Annotated in this window: 15 protein-coding genes and 11 tRNA genes; 18 read left to right on the top strand and 8 right to left on the bottom strand. The window is 43.6% G+C overall.

The window, feature by feature from the left end; translation table 11 throughout:
• Positions 1-2: 2 nt before the first annotated feature.
• From B1L02_RS13260 to hemA, 7 genes are all read right to left on the bottom strand, one after another.
• Positions 3-1,253 (bottom strand): DUF819 domain-containing protein, encoded by a 1,251-nt coding sequence (locus B1L02_RS13260; protein WP_088531410.1) that lies wholly within the window; start codon positions 1,251-1,253, stop codon positions 3-5.
• Positions 1,254-1,290: 37 nt separating this feature from the next.
• On the bottom strand, positions 1,291-2,121 hold the full coding sequence (locus B1L02_RS13265; protein WP_223192005.1) for a tetratricopeptide repeat protein: 831 nt from the start codon (positions 2,119-2,121) through the stop codon (positions 1,291-1,293).
• Positions 2,122-2,300: 179 nt separating this feature from the next.
• Positions 2,301-2,675 carry a SirB2 family protein gene (locus tag B1L02_RS13270; protein ID WP_029215915.1) on the bottom strand — a complete coding sequence of 125 codons (375 nt, stop codon included), beginning with the start codon at positions 2,673-2,675 and terminating at the stop codon, positions 2,301-2,303.
• 8 nt (positions 2,676-2,683) lie between these two features.
• Entirely contained in the window at positions 2,684-4,225 is a 1,542-nt protein-coding gene (locus tag B1L02_RS13275) for a response regulator (protein WP_088531412.1), read from the bottom strand.
• A gap of 47 nt (positions 4,226-4,272) precedes the next feature.
• Positions 4,273-5,115 (bottom strand): peptide chain release factor N(5)-glutamine methyltransferase, encoded by an 843-nt coding sequence (gene prmC, locus B1L02_RS13280; protein ID WP_088531413.1) that lies wholly within the window; start codon positions 5,113-5,115, stop codon positions 4,273-4,275.
• The gene (gene prfA, locus B1L02_RS13285; protein WP_010607352.1) at positions 5,115-6,203 is read right to left on the bottom strand and encodes a peptide chain release factor 1; all 1,089 of its coding nucleotides are present in this window, start codon (positions 6,201-6,203) and stop codon (positions 5,115-5,117) included. Before prfA ends, prmC begins: the two co-directional genes overlap by 1 nt.
• Before the next feature lie 7 nt (positions 6,204-6,210).
• A complete protein-coding gene (gene hemA / locus B1L02_RS13290) occupies positions 6,211-7,467 on the bottom strand; it encodes a glutamyl-tRNA reductase (protein WP_088531414.1) in 1,257 nt (418 codons plus the stop codon).
• A gap of 83 nt (positions 7,468-7,550) precedes the next feature.
• On the opposite strand from hemA, the gene lolB reads away from it, so the two are divergent.
• The 18 genes from lolB to B1L02_RS13380 all read left to right on the top strand — a co-directional run bounded on the left by lolB (position 7,551) and on the right by B1L02_RS13380 (position 15,296).
• Positions 7,551-8,135 carry a lipoprotein insertase outer membrane protein LolB gene (lolB, locus tag B1L02_RS13295; RefSeq protein WP_157757244.1) on the top strand — a complete coding sequence of 195 codons (585 nt, stop codon included), beginning with the start codon at positions 7,551-7,553 and terminating at the stop codon, positions 8,133-8,135.
• Positions 8,132-8,980 carry a 4-(cytidine 5'-diphospho)-2-C-methyl-D-erythritol kinase gene (ispE, locus tag B1L02_RS13300; RefSeq protein WP_088531416.1) on the top strand — a complete coding sequence of 283 codons (849 nt, stop codon included), beginning with the start codon at positions 8,132-8,134 and terminating at the stop codon, positions 8,978-8,980. Before lolB ends, ispE begins: the two co-directional genes overlap by 4 nt.
• Before the next feature lie 92 nt (positions 8,981-9,072).
• Positions 9,073-10,020: a ribose-phosphate pyrophosphokinase gene (locus tag B1L02_RS13305; protein ID WP_010370444.1), complete on the top strand. Its 948-nt coding sequence runs from the start codon at positions 9,073-9,075 to the stop codon at positions 10,018-10,020.
• Positions 10,021-10,181: 161 nt separating this feature from the next.
• The gene (locus B1L02_RS13310) at positions 10,182-10,790 is read left to right on the top strand and encodes a 50S ribosomal protein L25/general stress protein Ctc (protein ID WP_010607355.1); all 609 of its coding nucleotides are present in this window, start codon (positions 10,182-10,184) and stop codon (positions 10,788-10,790) included.
• 19 nt (positions 10,791-10,809) lie between these two features.
• A complete protein-coding gene (gene pth / locus B1L02_RS13315) occupies positions 10,810-11,394 on the top strand; it encodes an aminoacyl-tRNA hydrolase (RefSeq protein ID WP_088531417.1) in 585 nt (194 codons plus the stop codon).
• 96 nt (positions 11,395-11,490) lie between these two features.
• A complete protein-coding gene (ychF, locus tag B1L02_RS13320) occupies positions 11,491-12,582 on the top strand; it encodes a redox-regulated ATPase YchF (RefSeq protein ID WP_088531418.1) in 1,092 nt (363 codons plus the stop codon).
• 310 nt (positions 12,583-12,892) lie between these two features.
• Positions 12,893-12,969, top strand: a tRNA-Met gene (locus tag B1L02_RS13325).
• A gap of 118 nt (positions 12,970-13,087) precedes the next feature.
• Positions 13,088-13,172 (top strand) — tRNA-Leu (locus B1L02_RS13330).
• A 36-nt stretch (positions 13,173-13,208) separates the two neighbouring features.
• Positions 13,209-13,283, top strand: a tRNA-Gln gene (locus B1L02_RS13335).
• Positions 13,284-13,363: 80 nt separating this feature from the next.
• Positions 13,364-13,448, top strand: a tRNA-Leu gene (locus B1L02_RS13340).
• A gap of 36 nt (positions 13,449-13,484) precedes the next feature.
• Positions 13,485-13,559 (top strand) — tRNA-Gln (locus tag B1L02_RS13345).
• 2 nt (positions 13,560-13,561) lie between these two features.
• Positions 13,562-13,638, top strand: a tRNA-Met gene (locus tag B1L02_RS13350).
• A gap of 85 nt (positions 13,639-13,723) precedes the next feature.
• A tRNA-Leu gene (locus B1L02_RS13355) sits at positions 13,724-13,808 on the top strand.
• A 39-nt stretch (positions 13,809-13,847) separates the two neighbouring features.
• Positions 13,848-13,922, top strand: a tRNA-Gln gene (locus tag B1L02_RS13360).
• A 232-nt stretch (positions 13,923-14,154) separates the two neighbouring features.
• Positions 14,155-14,239: transfer RNA gene (locus B1L02_RS13365), tRNA-Leu, on the top strand.
• A gap of 217 nt (positions 14,240-14,456) precedes the next feature.
• A tRNA-Gln gene (locus B1L02_RS13370) sits at positions 14,457-14,531 on the top strand.
• Positions 14,532-14,570: 39 nt separating this feature from the next.
• A tRNA-Leu gene (locus tag B1L02_RS13375) sits at positions 14,571-14,655 on the top strand.
• 86 nt (positions 14,656-14,741) lie between these two features.
• Positions 14,742-15,296 (top strand): hypothetical protein, encoded by a 555-nt coding sequence (locus tag B1L02_RS13380; RefSeq protein WP_088531419.1) that lies wholly within the window; start codon positions 14,742-14,744, stop codon positions 15,294-15,296.
• A 131-nt stretch (positions 15,297-15,427) separates the two neighbouring features.
• On the opposite strand, the gene B1L02_RS13385 is transcribed toward B1L02_RS13380, so the two are convergent.
• Positions 15,428-16,594, bottom strand: coding sequence for an FAD-dependent oxidoreductase (locus B1L02_RS13385; RefSeq protein WP_088531420.1), 1,167 nt, complete (start codon positions 16,592-16,594; stop codon positions 15,428-15,430).
• Positions 16,595-16,683: the final 89 nt, after the last annotated feature.

Genomic DNA, 16,683 nt, shown 5'->3' on the forward strand with positions numbered 1-16,683 from the left:
CTTTAGCTGCCTATCACACGAAGCAATTGTCCGCATAACCAAGCCATATAAGTACCCAGAGCATAACCAAGCACCGCCAGTAACACACCGACCGGAGCAAGCGCAGGGTGAAAAGCCGAAGCCACCACCGGCGCAGATGCCGCACCACCAATGTTTGCTTTACTGCCAACGGCAACATAAAACACGGGTGCTTTAATTAATTTAGCAACGATAAATAACAAACCAACATGCACGGCCATCCAAATAACACCTATAACGACGTATTTAGGCGCTTCAACAATTTTGGTGATATCCATGTGTAGACCAATGGTTGCCACTAAAATATATAAAAAGCTTGAACCAATTTTTGACGCGCCAACCGCTTCATATTGGCGTGCTTTGGTAAACGAAAGTGCTAGGCCTATAGTCGTTACTAGTACAATGATCCAAAACAATTTGCTATGAAGTGAGAATTTCTTCAGTTCTGGGTAGTTGCTACTAAAAAATGGCACCAATAAGTCCGCGGCAAAATGCGCAAGCCCCGTTGCCCCAAAAGCAAAACCAACTAGGATCATCAAATCTTTGAGCTCTGGCTTTCTTGAGTGCTCGGCTTCAAATGCTTGCACTTTGTCAATTAAGCGATTGATTGAAGAAGTATCAGCCCCTGTTCGCGCATCAATTTCTTTATTGCGCGCCGCCATGTAGAGCAAACACGCCATCCATAGGTTTGCGACAACAATATCAACCGTTACCATAATGGTGAAGATTTCTCCGCCTGCGCCGTAAATCTCTTTCATTGCCACCATATTGGCGCCGCCACCAATCCAGCTTCCTGCAAGTGCTGCCATACCACGCCATACGGCTTCTGGGCCAGTTACACCGAGTAACTCAGGCATAAAGGTCGCAGTAAGTAAAAGCGCAATGGGGCCACCAATCACCACACCCACAGTACCCGTCAGGAACATGATAATCGCCTTTTTACCCAAAGCAGATATCGATTTTAGGTCAATACTCAGTGTCAACAACACCAAACAAGCGGGTAACAGATAATATTTTGCCACCGTGTAGACATCGTTATTGTTACCATCAACGATACCAAAGGTATTTAACAGAGATGGTAAGAAATAACACATCAAAAGCGCTGGCACGTACTTGTAAAACTTTGCCCAAACTCCGCTTTTTTGACTCGATGTGTAAAAAACAAATCCTAAAATAACGGCCAATAGGCCCATGATTACCGCGTTATTGGTAACGAGCGCAGCGCTTTGCTCCATAAATCCTCGCTGTTATTATTTTTTATATAACTATTTTTTAATGCAAAATATTATTGTGATCGGCCAACTCTTTGATCTGATGCTGGATCACTTCAATAGTTGGGTCGTCCGGACATTCATCAACAAAAAACTGTAAGTCGTCTTTTGCCATCTTCGGACAATTTAATTGATTGAGTAGATACCCTCTATCACGGCGTTCGTAAGGGTCGTCGCCTAAGATATCCATCAGTTGTTCGACGCAACTTAACGCGTGACCAAACTTCTCTGCCGCAATGAACGCCCACTTTTGCTGAGACAAATAAAGCTTTAACGACTCTTCGTTAAAAATAAGCTCCATCGGTTCTTGGTCTTGTTCTTTGTCTTGGTTGCTTTCGTTTTCTGGAACTATGTACCAGCTCTGGTGACCTGAGCTTGGCTCAATGACATAACCTTCTTCTTCGCTAAATGCAACGTGTACGATAATTTCCCCTTGATTTAGGGCGAGGCTGGCTTCTAACTTCGCTCGTTCAAGCAGATGCACTAAAATAAGCCCCAACGCGGTATTTGTACCACTGCGCATGGAAAGCGCATAACAAACGCTATTGAGCTTATATTCCGGCACCTTTTGACTGCTACCGCTGAATAGCCACAGGGTATAAAAAGCGTCTAAGATTTCATCCAAACATTTATGTTTGTTCGCATGCTTATGGCGAATTTCATCCACGGCAAATTCAAGCTCTGCTAACTGACACAAAGTTTCATTGGTGTCAGCTTGTGCATCCCAACTTTGCTCAGCCTTGATACAACGGATCAACGGCGGATAGTAAAATGCATCTGTATTGTCATCGAGAGATAAGTCATTCTCATCTAACCAGATATCATTCTTCATAGAATTCGGTTTCTCTTGAATTGCTTTCATTTAGAACGACTAGTTTACCACTTTTTGTCATATTCCCAAGGGGGGAAATTTAGTAATGCCAATCTATCGTTCGCTGAAATAGTAAAAATGTTTACTTATTATGGAGATATAGAAGCGCTCGGTGATAAGCCAAGCGCCCATTGAAATGGTTAAGCGAAGAAGCCTTGTTTGCTTACGGCGAGGTGCGCGATGGCCATTAATACCAATGTTGCAGCGCCTAAAGCCAAATATTTGGTCTTTTTAACACTTGCTTTTGCGATAACAAAACCCAACGCGATATAACCAAAAACTAAAACGATTTTTTGGAGCAGCCAAGGTTGTTGTGCTGGATTGAGCCCCGCCGTTACCGCCAAAATAACCGCAGTCACTAACAGTAAAGTGTCTACACTGTGACTAGTAATAAACACGCCTTTGTTTGTTGCTAACTTACCAGAACCCAAACGCGAAAACGCGCGAGTGTAAAATAGCACAATGCTCAATACCACAAACAGTAAGTGCGTATGTTTTAACGCCATGTAATCCATATCATTCTCTAATCAGGGAAACGTTGTAGGATCAATTCTAACTCATTAATACAACGGTTGAATACATCTACGAGTTTAGGATCAAAGTGTTTTCCCTTTTGCGCAGTAATCTCTTTCTGCGCTTCTTCTTGGCTCCATGCCTCTTTGTAGCAACGTTTATGGCGTAAGGCATCATACACATCGGCTAGCGCCACTATGCGACCATAAAGGTGGATTTCATCGCCTTTTTTACCTTTCGGATAACCGCTACCATCCCATTTCTCATGGTGATCTCGAGCGATTAACGCGCCTGCACTGACAATTTCACGGCGAGAATCTTTTAGTAAGTCAAAACCTTTGTCGGTATGGGTTTGCATGACTTTCCATTCTTCGTCATTCAACTTGCTAGGTTTATTTAAAATCGCGTCAGGAATACCTACTTTCCCCACGTCGTGCAGTGGCGACGCCATTTTCACCAGTTCTGCTTCTTTATCAGAGAGGCCCATTTCTTTGGCAAGCGTATGACAAAGGTACGCCACGCGCTTAACATGATTACCGGTATTGGTTGAATGGAGCTCAAGCGCTTCACTTAAACGGATCACCAGTTCTTGTTGGGTATCTTCAATCTCGGCTTGTAACTGTACATTTTCGTACGCCAATTGCATATTCTGGGCAAAAATATCAATTAAATGACGCTGGGTTTCGGTCAAGAACTCAGGAATACCAGACACAAATAACATCGAGGCATGGTTATAGTCACTGGAGCAATATGCAAATAGATAATTGTCTTTATATACAATATCTTTATCTTGAAGTGCTCTTAAGCAGGCATCCATTTGATCGCTGCTGAGCACTTCAGAAATCGGCTTACCTTCGCTACTTTCAAACTCTCCACGCCCTGCAAATACAACCAATTGATCGTTCATTTGGCCGGGTTCTTTACCCGCTGCAAGAGACGTTGCATACATGGCTTGGTCAACCGTGCCTATCAACGACGTGAGTTGCTGTAATACGCCCTCAATAAAACTCTCAATTGAGTGAGTAGCAAAAATATCACGGGAGGCTTTAATGATTTTCTCAAGCCCTTGTCTTGATTGATCGATGGCGAGAATGTCGCGATATGAACGTAAACTCGACATGACCACTGTAAAGAGTTTTTGCGCGGTGAGTTCTGTTTTCGACTTATAGTCGTTAATATCGTAATTCACGATAACTTGGCGCTCTGGCGCTTGACCCGGCTGACCAGTTCTTAAAATGATACGGATATGATTGTTTTTGGCGGTTTCACGAATATATTTCGCTACTTGCAAACCAGCATCGTCGGTTTCCATGACAACATCCAGCAACACCACCGCAGCATCGGGATTGGCATCGACAATTTTCTTTGCTTCTTCACCCGAGTAAGCGCTAATAAATTCAAGACGCTTTTTTTGAAACTCAAAGTCACTCAGTGCTAATTTTGTCACTGCATGCACTTCGGGTTCATCATCGACAATAATGACCTTCCAAGTGCCTACTTTTTCAGGTTCAACTACGTCAGCGGGTTCGTCTGAAAACAAAAAATCATCCATATTGCGGATCCTATTGAAGCGCCTAACTTTTGTGTGAGTTCATGGCTTTACGGCAACATTGCCAAAGTCACTCTATCACACCCTGTCATATCTTTTATTGTAAGTATATTAATATACGCCATTTCTGCAAAAAACTGTTGGATCTTATCTGCTTGCTCAAAACCATGTTCAAGTAGCAAATATCCTCCCGAGTTCAGATGTAGCTTAGCCATCCTAATGATATGGAAAATATCAGCATAGCCATGATCATCCGCAACCAACGCACTGAGCGGCTCAAATCTCACATCCCCTTGTGATAAGTGGTGATCTGCTTCATCTATATAGGGTGGATTACTCACAATCAAATCAAACTTTTGCTCCGCAACCGCACTAAACCAATCACTTTGCAAAATCGTCACGTTATCAAAGCCCAACTGAGCTTGATTAGACTTTGCAAGCGCTACAGCGTCTGCTGAAGCATCTACCGCTGTGATTTGCCAAGTTGGGTATTCACTCGCTAATGCCAGTGCAATCGCGCCAGTACCTGTGCCTAAGTCTAGCACCTGAGCGTCATTTGACATGCTGAGTGTTAAAACATGCTCAACCAGTGTTTCAGTATCTGGCCTTGGGATCAGTGTGCTGTTGTTGACTTTTAAAGGCAGGCTCCAGAATTCTCTTTGACCTGTGATGTGTGCGACAGGCTCTCCCGTAACACGGCGTGCGATATATGCTTCAAATCGCTGCTGCTCTAGTGCAGAAAGTTCAGCTTCGGGCCAAGTAAAGAGATAAGTGCGGGTTTTGTCGATAACATGGAGTAATAACACTTCACTATCGAGCTTTGCTGATTCGGAGTGTGGTAGCAACTCAGAGGTTGCCCAAGCTACGGCTTGGGCAATATTAAGTGTTGGCATTAATCGCTTTCGCTCATTGCTGCTAGTAGATCAGCCTGATATTCGATAACCAGCGGGTCGATAACAGCACCTAACTCACCCGAGATCACTTCATTAAGGCGATAAAGCGTCAGGTTGATACGGTGATCGGTAATACGACCCTGTGGAAAGTTGTAAGTACGAATACGCTCAGAGCGGTCACCGCTACCTACTAGATTACGACGTTCAGAGGCTTCTGCCGCTGCACGTTTTTCATCTTCTGCTTGCTGTAAACGCGCACTTAGTACAGACAACGCTTTCGCTCTGTTTTTATGTTGTGAACGTTCGTCCTGACATTCAACCACAACGCCTGTCGGCAAGTGAGTGATACGAATAGCAGAATCGGTTTTGTTTACGTGCTGACCACCAGCACCTGATGCACGGAAAGTATCCACTTTTAGGTCAGATGGATTAATTTCGATTGCTTCTGCCTCTGGGATCTCTGCCATCACTGCAACCGTACACGCAGAGGTGTGAACACGGCCTTGAGATTCGGTTTCAGGCACACGCTGTACACGGTGAGCGCCAGATTCAAACTTAAGTTTGCCATAAACACCGTCGCCACTAATGTTAGCGATAACTTCTTTATAGCCACCGTGCTCGCCTTCGTTCGCGCTCACGATTTCAACACGCCACTTTTGCGTTTCTGCATAGCGGCTATACATACGGAATAAATCGCCAGCGAAAATCGCGGCTTCATCACCGCCCGTTCCCGCACGCACTTCCAAAAATACGTTGTTATTGTCTTTTGGATCCTTTGGTAACATCAATACTTGAAGGTCGTCTTCAAGCGCAGCAATGGCAGCTTTTGCTTCTTTATACTCTTCCTGTGCCATTTCACGCATGTCAGGATCTGAGTCTTTTAGCATTTCTTCAGCAGTTGCAACGTCTTCCTGAGCCTGTTGGTAGGCTGTAAACGCTTTAACTACGTCTTCCAATTCTGAAAACTCTTTTGACAAGGCGCGAAAGCGGTTCTGATCGCTAATCACCTCAGGCGAGCTTAGCATCGCTTGAACTTCTTCATAGCGCTCTACTAAGGTTTCTAACTTACGATATACAGACTCTTTCATTTACACGTTATTCCTGCTCAATACCTAATGTTTGCTTGAGTTGCGCTAACTTATCTATATCGCCTTCTTTCGCGGCCTCTTGAATGGCGCGTGTTGGTGCGTGTGTTAGTCGATTACTCAGCTTATTTGCTAATTCAATAATAATTTTATCTGCTTCTTTGCCCGATTGTAGCTGATTTAGTGCTTTGTCCACGAGCTCATTTTTAATTTCTTGTGCGCTTTGTCGATACTGCCGAATTACATCCACTGAATGTAGCGAACGTTGCCACTCGGAAAACTCTTGCGTGCGTACATCAATGATCTGCTGCGCTTCAATGGCTGCTTGTTCACGACTGGCCAAGTTTTCATTGACTATCGCCTGCAGATCATCAACTGAATAAAGATAAGCAGCATCCAGCTCCGACACTTGACTTTCGATATCGCGAGGCACAGCGATATCGATAAATAACATGGGTTTATGGCGACGTTTTTTAAGCGCTTGCTCGACCACTCCCTTACCGATAATTGGTAAGGTGCTCGCAGTTGAACTAATAACAATGTCTGCACTTGGTAGCGCATCTGGCAACTGTGCCAGTGAAATAACACTACCGCCAACTTCTTTTGCTAGGTTTTGTGCGCGCTCAATTGTGCGGTTCGCGACTGTGATTGACTTTGGATTATGCTGCGATAAATGTTTAGCAACTAACTCAATTGTTTCACCGGCACCAATTAACAAAACCTGAGTTTTATCCAATTGACCGTAAATATGCTTTGCTAAATTAACAGCGGCATACGCCACTGAGACAGCACTTGCACCAATATCGGTTTCGGTGCGCACTTGCTTAGCCACCGAGAAAGTCTTTTGGAACAAGCGCTCGAATGTTGGCTGAATTGCATGGTGTTGTTTGGCTGTACTAAAAGCTTGTTTAATTTGCCCTAGAATTTGTGGTTCACCTAAAACCAATGAATCGAGACCACAGGCAACTCGCATTAAATGGTTCACCGCATCTTGATTCATATGCACATAGACATTTTCTGTTAAGTCTCGTTGCTCTATGTTATGAAAATCTGACAACCAACCGAGTAGTACTTGGGGATCAGCAGACTCAAGGCTACAATAGATCTCGGTTCGATTGCAGGTCGACACAATCACAGATTCTTTAAACTGCGAAGAATGTTGGAGTTGGTGCAATGCTTCTGTAAGCTGTTCTGGAGAAAACGCCACTTTTTCACGTAATTCTACAGACGCGGTTTTGTGATTGATACCAAGTGCGATGATGGTCATAGATGCCAGTATTGCTCGAGCCCTGCTTTAAAGCCGGCAATTTTATCAAAAATCAATCGAATATGGAAAGTAAGGAAAGACCTTTGAGACAACTTCATTTGATTTTACTCATATTTTTATTAATTTTAACCGGTTGTGCGCAACAATTACCTCAGCAAAACGTAGCACAAGACTGGCAATCTACGCTAAAACAACAAAAAAATTGGCAAGCGAGAGGTAAACTTGCATTCATTGCCCCAGACAATCGTCAATCAGCTAACTTTAATTGGTATTTAAAAGAAGATAAACAAAATCTGATTTTAACCAGCTTTGTTGGCACCCGCATATTCGAGCTAGAAGAATTAGACACACATTCGGAGCTGACCTTTGAAGACAATGTCCATAAAGGCATGGACAGTAGTGACCTCGTTAAGCGTCTGAGCGGCCTCTCCCTTCCGGTAAATCAAGCCCCTCAGTGGCTAACGGGCTTAGTTGAAGCACCAGCCAGTGAACTTGATGACCTTGGCAGAATACGCAATGCACAGTGGCAAAGCCCATCTGGCCGAGTGTGGCAAATCACCTATCAGCAATATAAAATGCAAGACGGAATGTGGCTGCCTAGCCGCATGAAACTCTCATCGACCAATATTGAGGTCAAAGTATTAATCACTTCATGGCAGTTTAAATGAAGACATTGACGCTAAGCGCTCCGGCAAAATTAAATCTTTTTTTGCATATCAATGGCCGTCGAGAAGACGGCTACCATGAACTAGAAACTTTATTTACTTTCTTAGATTTTGGTGATGAATTAGCATTTACGCTAACCAGTAACCAGCAGGAAATCGTCATTTGTGGTGACACCGCAGGTATTCCACTTGAAGATAACCTCATTTATAAAGCCGCCAAAGTTCTTGAACCCTATAAAAAAATAACTGCTGGTGTCGATATTCACTTAAATAAACAGCTTCCCATGGGTGGGGGTGTTGGTGGTGGTTCGTCTGATGCTGCCACAACTTTATTGGCACTCAATACGCTGTGGCAATGTCAGCTTACTATCCCAGAACTTGCAAAACTCGGTCTCCAGCTAGGCGCCGATGTACCTGTTTTTGTTGAAGGTAAAACAGCTGTAGCCCACGGCGTTGGAGAGCAACTAGAGCCAATTGACATCGTTCAGAAATGGTATTTAGTGGTCGCGCCACCCGTTCATGTCAGCACAGCATTAGTCTTTACTCATCCGGATTTACCACGCAATACGCCTAAGCTAAAAAGCGGTTGGAAACTCTCGGATACGGGCAACGACTGTCAAACTCTTGTCAAAAAGCTTTACCCCGAGGTTGAAAAGACCCTCGCGTGGTTGCTAAAATATGCACCAACCAAAATGACTGGTACTGGAGCTTGTTGTTTCGCGGAGTTTGAAAATCGTGAGGCAGCGCTGCGTGTGCTCGAAACTCTACCTTCATCTTGGCTGGGCTTTATTGCCCAAAATACAAGTGAGTCAATTTGTCATCGACAATTGCGCGCTTGGCAAAACTAGAAGTAAATTGTTTAAGTTAGCTTGTTTTGACTTTTTTATTTCATGGTCATTGCATGTTAGTCCAAAAAATTCAGTGCCTGAGGAACCCTACCGTGCCCGACATGAAGCTCTTCGCTGGTAACGCAACACCTGAGCTAGCTCAAAAAGTTGCAAAACGTTTATTTATTGAGTTAGGTGATGCCGTTGTTGGCCGTTTTAGCGACGGTGAAATTAGCGTTCAAATCAACGAAAACGTTCGTGGTTCAGATGTATTCATCATCCAATCAACATGTGCTCCTACAAATGATAATTTAATGGAGTTAATCGTCATGGTTGATGCGCTACGTCGTGCATCTGCTGGTCGTATCACAGCCGTTATTCCTTATTTCGGTTACGCACGTCAAGACCGCCGCGTGCGCTCTGCTCGTGTTCCAATTACTGCTAAAGTTGTTGCAGACTTCCTTTCAAGCGTAGGTGTTGACCGTGTTCTTACCGTTGACCTACACGCAGAACAAATCCAAGGCTTCTTCGACGTACCTGTTGACAATGTATTCGGTAGCCCAGTGCTAATCGAAGACATGAAAGAGCGTAAGTTCGAAGATGTAGTAGTAGTTTCACCTGATATCGGTGGTGTGGTTCGTGCTCGTGCGATTGCAAAACTGTTAGATGATAAAGACCTAGCGATCATTGATAAGCGTCGTCCACAGGCTAACGTTTCTCAAGTTATGCACATCATTGGTGATGTTGCTGGTCGTGACTGTATCATTGTCGATGACATGATAGATACAGGCGGTACTTTGTGTAAGGCTGCTGCTGCACTTAAAGAGCACGGTGCAAAACGCGTATTCGCTTACGCAACCCACCCAGTGCTTTCGGGCAATGCTGCGGAAAACCTACGCAACTCAGTTATCGATGAAGTTATTGTGACTGATTCAATTCCACTTTCTGATGAATTGAAAGCGCTTGATAACATCAAAGTACTAACACTTGCAGATATGATGGCTGAAACTATCCGCCGTATCAGCAACGAAGAGTCAATCTCTGCGATGTTTCAACACTAATCGACACCAAAACTGATTAGCCAAAAAGCACCTCTGGTGCTTTTTTTGTTTTATAGGTTTCTTTGCAGGTGCGTTAGTGGTATATTGGCGCGCCTTTTTTAGGCAGGGAGCTTGGTCGCGAGCTCTCTGACACATTAACTTAAATTATTTTGGAGACATCCATGTCTGTATACAAATTAGACGCTGAAGTACGTTCTGACCTAGGTACTGGTGCGAGCCGCCGCCTACGTCGCGCTGACAAAGTTCCTGCAATCCTATACGGTGCTGGTAAAGATGCAGTTTCACTAACTCTTGACCACAACAAAGTATTAAAAGCGCAAGAAGACGAAGGTTTCTACACTCACATCCTTACGCTAAACATCGGCGGTGAGTCTGTTGAAGCAATTCTTAAAGATATGCAACGTCACCCGTACAAGCCTAAGATCACTCACTTAGACTTCCAACGCGTTGATGCTTCTCAAAAGCTTCACACTAAAGTTCCTGTTCACTTCATCAACGAAGAGAAAGCAACTAAAGGTGGCAACACAATCGTTCACCAACTAACTGAAATTGAAATCACTTGTCTTCCAGCAAGACTTCCTGAGTTCATCGAAGTTGACGTAGCGACTCTAGCTGTTGGCGAAACTCTACACCTATCTGATATCAAGCTTCCAGCTGGCGTTGTTTCAGTTGAACTTGCTAAAGGTGCAGATCACGACCAAGCAGTTGTTTCAGTAAACGCTCCTAAAGCAGCTCCTGCTGAAGAGTCTGCTGAAGACGCAGCTGAGTAATTGTTCAGGTGTTAGCACCTTGAATAATATTCAAATGCTTGTGGGCCTGGCAAATCCAGGCCCCGAATACGCAAACACCCGTCATAACGCTGGCGCTTGGTTTATAGAAGAACTAGCCAGAAGATACAACTGCCTCCTAAAACCAGACGCTAAGCATCACGGCCTCACCGGCAAAGTGCTCATCAATAACCAAGAGTTTAAATTGCTGATCCCTACTACTTATATGAACTTAAGTGGTAAAGCGGTCGCAAGTCTTGCCAATTTTTATAAGATCCCTGTCGAGAGTATTCTTGTTGCTCACGATGAAATGGATTTAGAACCCGGTATCGCCAAACTCAAAAAAGGTGGTGGTCACGGCGGTCACAATGGCTTAAAAGACATAATCGCTAAAATGGCAAACAACAAAGAATTTATGCGATTGCGTGTTGGTATTGGTCACCCAGGACACAGAGACAAAGTCACAGGGTGGGTTTTAGGCAAAGCACCACAAGCAGACCAAGAAAAAATGGATGCCGCTGTGGATGAAGCAGTCCGATGTATGGAAATACTCGCAAAAGACGGTGTGTTAAAAGCGCAAAATCGACTACATTCATTTAAACCGTAACAGTTCACTGCTGCGATTGATTGAGTAATACCTAAGCTTCTCGTTCGCCATGCTGCGAGCTTGAGATAATACGGTAGAAATTTAGGAATAAACACTATGGGTTTTAAATGTGGCATTGTTGGTTTACCTAACGTAGGTAAATCTACTTTATTTAATGCGTTGACTAAAGCGGGCATTGAGGCCGCAAACTTTCCTTTCTGTACTATCGAACCGAATACCGGTGTAGTACCAGTACCAGATGCTCGTCTTGACCAGCTAGCTGAAATTGTTAAACCTCAGCGTACTATCCCAACTTCAATGGAGTTTGTGGATATTGCCGGTTTGGTAAAAGGTGCATCAAAAGGCGAAGGTTTAGGTAACCAATTTTTGGCAAACATCCGTGAAACGGATGCTATCGGTCACGTAGTTCGCTGTTTTGAAAATGAAAATATCGTTCACGTTGCTGGTCAAATCGACCCTGCTGAAGACATTGATGTTATCAACACTGAGCTGGTACTTGCAGACATGGATACTGCTGATCGCGCGGTTTTACGTAACGCGAAGAAAGCGAAAGGCGGCGATAAAGACGCGAAATTTGAGCTAGTTGTACTTGAAAAAGTGAAAGCGCACTTGGACGAAGGCTTAACGCTTCGCTCACTTGAACTAAATAAAGAAGAAGCAGCAGCAATAAGCTACCTAAACTTTTTAACTATCAAGCCAACCATGTACATCGCCAACGTTAATGAAGATGGCTTTGAAAACAATCCATTCCTAGACAAAGTACGTGAAATTGCAGCTGCAGAAGACGCAGTTGTGATCCCTGTATGTGCAGCTATCGAGGCCGAACTTTCTGAACTTGAAGAAGAAGACAAGAAAGAGTTTATGGATGACTTAGGCTTAGAAGAGCCGGGTCTAAACCGCGTGATCCGTGGTGGTTATGAGTTGTTGAAACTGCAAACTTATTTTACAGCTGGCGTAAAGGAAGTACGCGCATGGACTATTCCGGTTGGCGCGACAGCACCTCAAGCAGCTGGTAAAATCCACACTGACTTTGAGCGTGGTTTTATTCGTGCGCAAACTATCGGCTTTGATGATTATATCGAATTCCGTGGTGAGTCTGGTGCAAAGGACGCAGGTAAAATGCGTCAAGAAGGTAAAGAATACATCGTAAAAGATGGCGATGTGATGAACTTCTTATTTAACGTGTAACCATAGTTACTACACGCTATTTCAATAAAGGGAGCTTCGGCTCCTTTTTAGTTTTATCAACTCTGCTTTTTAATCAAATAAGTACCTTGTTTTTCTGAGTAAGTTAAAGACACCAAAGGAATAAAAATTAACAGGTTTTGTTAAAAATTTGCAATTGCCCCGCATGATTTGATATAAAAACAGGCCGTTTCGCTTAATTTATCTGCAAACAAACTGTGTTAGCTGATTTTTTGCAAAAAAGGTGTTGACGGCTTGGGGGCATATACGCATAATACGCCCCGCATCAGCGATGATGAGAAGTTAAAGAGATGGCTATGTAGCTCAGCTGGTTAGAGCACATCACTCATAATGATGGGGTCCCCTGTTCAAATCAGGGCATAGCCACCATACTTTAACTACTACCAAAACTCATCTAGCTAGCAAAAATGTGCGGAAGTAGTGGAATTGGCAGATGTCTTGATATAGACGCTGGATTTAGGTTCCAATTACTAATGCAAAAAGATGTGCGGAAGTGGCGGAATTGGTAGACGCGCTGGATTTAGGTTCCAGTATCTTCGGATGTGAGAGTTCAAGTCTCTCTTTCCGCACCATGTTCTCGATTGGAACTAAAACAATCAAATTTTCGTTGGAGTATCGCCAAGCGGTAAGGCAGCGGGTTTTGATCCCGCCATTCCCAGGTTCAAATCCTGGTACTCCAGCCAACTTTCTGAAGTTTAGGAATTGGCAGTTGTCTTGATATAGACGCTGGATTTAGGTTCCTATAACTAATGCAAAAAGATGTGCGGAAGTGGCGGAATTGGTAGACGCGCTGGATTTAGGTTCCAGTATCTTCGGATGTGAGAGTTCAAGTCTCTCTTTCCGCACCATGTTCTCGATTGGAACTAAAACAATCAAATTTTCGTTGGAGTATCGCCAAGCGGTAAGGCAGCGGGTTTTGATCCCGCCATTCCCAGGTTCAAATCCTGGTACTCCAGCCAATGGCTATGTAGCTCAGCTGGTTAGAGCACATCACTCATAATGATGGGGTCCCCTGTTCAAATCAGGGCATAGCCACCATTTACAAATGCGGAAGTTTTGGAATTGGCGGATTTCTTGATATAGACGCTGGATTTAGGTTCCAATAACCAATGCAAAAAGATGTGCGGAAGTGGCGGAATTGGTAGACGCGCTGGATTTAGGTTCCAGTATCTTCGGATGTGAGAGTTCAAGTCTCTCTTTCCGCACCATGTTCTTTTAAATCAGAACTAAAAAAGATTTTATTTCGTTGGAGTATCGCCAAGCGGTAAGGCAGCGGGTTTTGATCCCGCCATTCCCAGGTTCAAATCCTGGTACTCCAGCCAACTTTCTGAAGTTGAGGAATTGGCAGTTGTCTTGATATAGACGCTGGATTTAGGTTCCTATAACTAATGCAAAAAGATGTGCGGAAGTGGCGGAATTGGCAGTTGTCTTAATATAGACGCTGGATTTAGGTTCCTATAACTAATGCAAAAAGATGTGCGGAAGTGGCGGAATTGGCAGTTGTCTTGATATAGACGCTGGATTTAGGTTCCTATAACTAATGCAAAAAGATGTGCGGAAGTGGCGGAATTGGTAGACGCGCTGGATTTAGGTTCCAGTATCTTCGGATGTGAGAGTTCAAGTCTCTCTTTCCGCACCATGTTCTTTCAAGTAGAACTCAAACTCTTGAACTTACCTCTATTGCTGGGTATCGTCTCGACACGAAGTGGAAGCGGTAAGATAGCCTAACTCAAATCTGGGCTAAATAAGGTTTGAACTTACCTCTATTGCTGGGTATCGTCTCGACACGAAGTGGAAGCGGTAAGATAGCCTAACTCAAATCTGGGCTAAATAAGGTTTGAACTTACCTCTATTGCTGGAGTATCGCCAAGCGGTAAGGCAGCGGGTTTTGATCCCGCCATTCCCAGGTTCAAATCCTGGTACTCCAGCCATCTCATTGAGGTGTTGGCTACAAATAATATATCTACTGTGCGGAAGTGGCGGAATTGGTAGACGCGCTGGATTTAGGTTCCAGTATCTTCGGATGTGAGAGTTCAAGTCTCTCTTTCCGCACCATTTAGTAACAATTTCTTTCCTCTTTATTCATTCCTAGCTCATTTTTCTAATGTTACTTTCAAACTTTCTTCATCTTAGGAAAGAAAGTGCTAAAGTCTTTATTTCTTCTATTTTCATTAATCATTTTCAGTATACCTAGCTTTGTAGAAGCAAGGGCTAGCTCAATTTGCTCTCCATCACACATAGAAATAGCACTCAAGCATTTTAGCTACTGTCAGCCCTCAGAGCAGGCACAAAAAGTTTCATTTCAAACCTTCACTAGCGATACCTACTCGGTTGTGATTAGCGACAACTCTTCTGAACTAACGTTAAGCTGGATAACTGGCGCTACCGCGCTTGCTGGTCTACCTAACAAATACGATTTAACACCTCTTGAGTTTATGACACGAGCTTTCAATGGCACTTTCGATATACAGAGTGAAGACATGCAGAAAATCAGTGCTGAACTTGGTGTTATAGACGAAGCAAATGTATTTACCGCTACTCACGGAGCAAAACATATTTTTTCTTCTATCAGACCTTTAGGAGTTCAAACTGCTTACATTTTGCAGCCCAACAGTGATTGGTTATTAAGGCTAGATGGCAAATTTGATATTAATACCTTGATGTATGTCGTCGATAAGCTAACACTGATGAGATGATCTCGGCACTAAATAATGAAGCGTGCAGTAATACTAATTTACCTTAATACTTGCCCCTTCAAAAAGGTCACTTAATTAAGCGAATTGGTATAAGTAAATTGGTATAACACGCTCCGTGAAGAGAGCAAAGATTAAAAACCAACACCTCCCATGGCATGCTTAAGTACTTCTTTTTTTAGCGGCCCGGCTTTATTCGCCACACTCAGTGCCAGATTTCTCAAATGCTTTAAAGGTGTTACTTGGTTCGAAAAACCAAAATAACACACATCCATCATACTCATCATCAAGAGGTTGTCTTTCCTACGCTTTGATTCGTAATGATGTAGTGCGATGCTATCACCTATGTCTTCTTTTGACTCAATCGCTTCAGCAAGCGCGACTACGTCTTTAAAGCCAAGGTTTACTCCCTGCCCTGCTAATGGATTTATGGTATGGGCTGCATCTCCAACTAATACCACTCGTTCGCTCACATACTGGTTAGCATGTTGCCTAGCTAAAGGAAAAACCGCGACTTCTTCAATCTCAAAGTCACCAGGTAGCTCAAAAAATGCAGCTTTTACTTCTTGTTTTAGCGCCTGCTTATCTAGTTGCTTAAGTAAATTGAGTTTATTGCCGTTGTCATACCAAATCAGATTGGCATACGGATACTGCATAGGTAAAAAGGCAATGGGGCCTGATGGCTTAAATTGCTGCCACGTTTTTTCTTGTTGCGGTGCATCAAGTTTAATCAGCAGCCCCATACAATGTTGTTCATATTGCCAACCCGTCACACCTATGCCACTCATTTGTCTGACGATAGAACGGCCACCATCAGCAGCAATTAACAGATCTGCGGTAAAGGATGCAGCTTGATACTCAATCGTCACGGAGTCGTCATCATGAATAATGCGGTTTGGAATTCCTTCTGGTGAAACCACTTTGATATCAAATTCCTTAAACTGCTGCCACAGTGCAGCTTGAATGAGGTTATTCTCAATTAAGTGGCCTAAGTGCGAGGCGTTTAGTGCTTCACAATCAAATACCAATTGTCCTGGCTTATCCTCATAGGCTTCTAACTGCTTGTAAACCGCGGCTCTGGTACTTCTTAACACAGGCATAGCACCGAGTTCATCGAGTAGCTGCTCGGAAAAGCGATTGATAGCAGAAACACGAATATCTACCTTATCGCTCGCGAGTATTGCACTAGGTGAGATGGGAGAATGTTCAATAATAGTTACGTCAACACCTTGCTTCGCTAGCTTCACAGCACACGCCGCACCAACCATGCCACCACCGACTATCAGAGCCTTGTTTTTCATGCCATATTCCACTTAATTGAGTCTTTGCACATTGTAACGCATATAAAAACAGATGTTTGCTTAAAACACCCTGTATTGATCCACATTTT

It is taken from the genome of Pseudoalteromonas piscicida, assembly GCF_002208135.1.
In the GTDB taxonomy this organism is placed as follows: Bacteria; Pseudomonadota; Gammaproteobacteria; order Enterobacterales; family Alteromonadaceae; genus Pseudoalteromonas; species Pseudoalteromonas piscicida_A.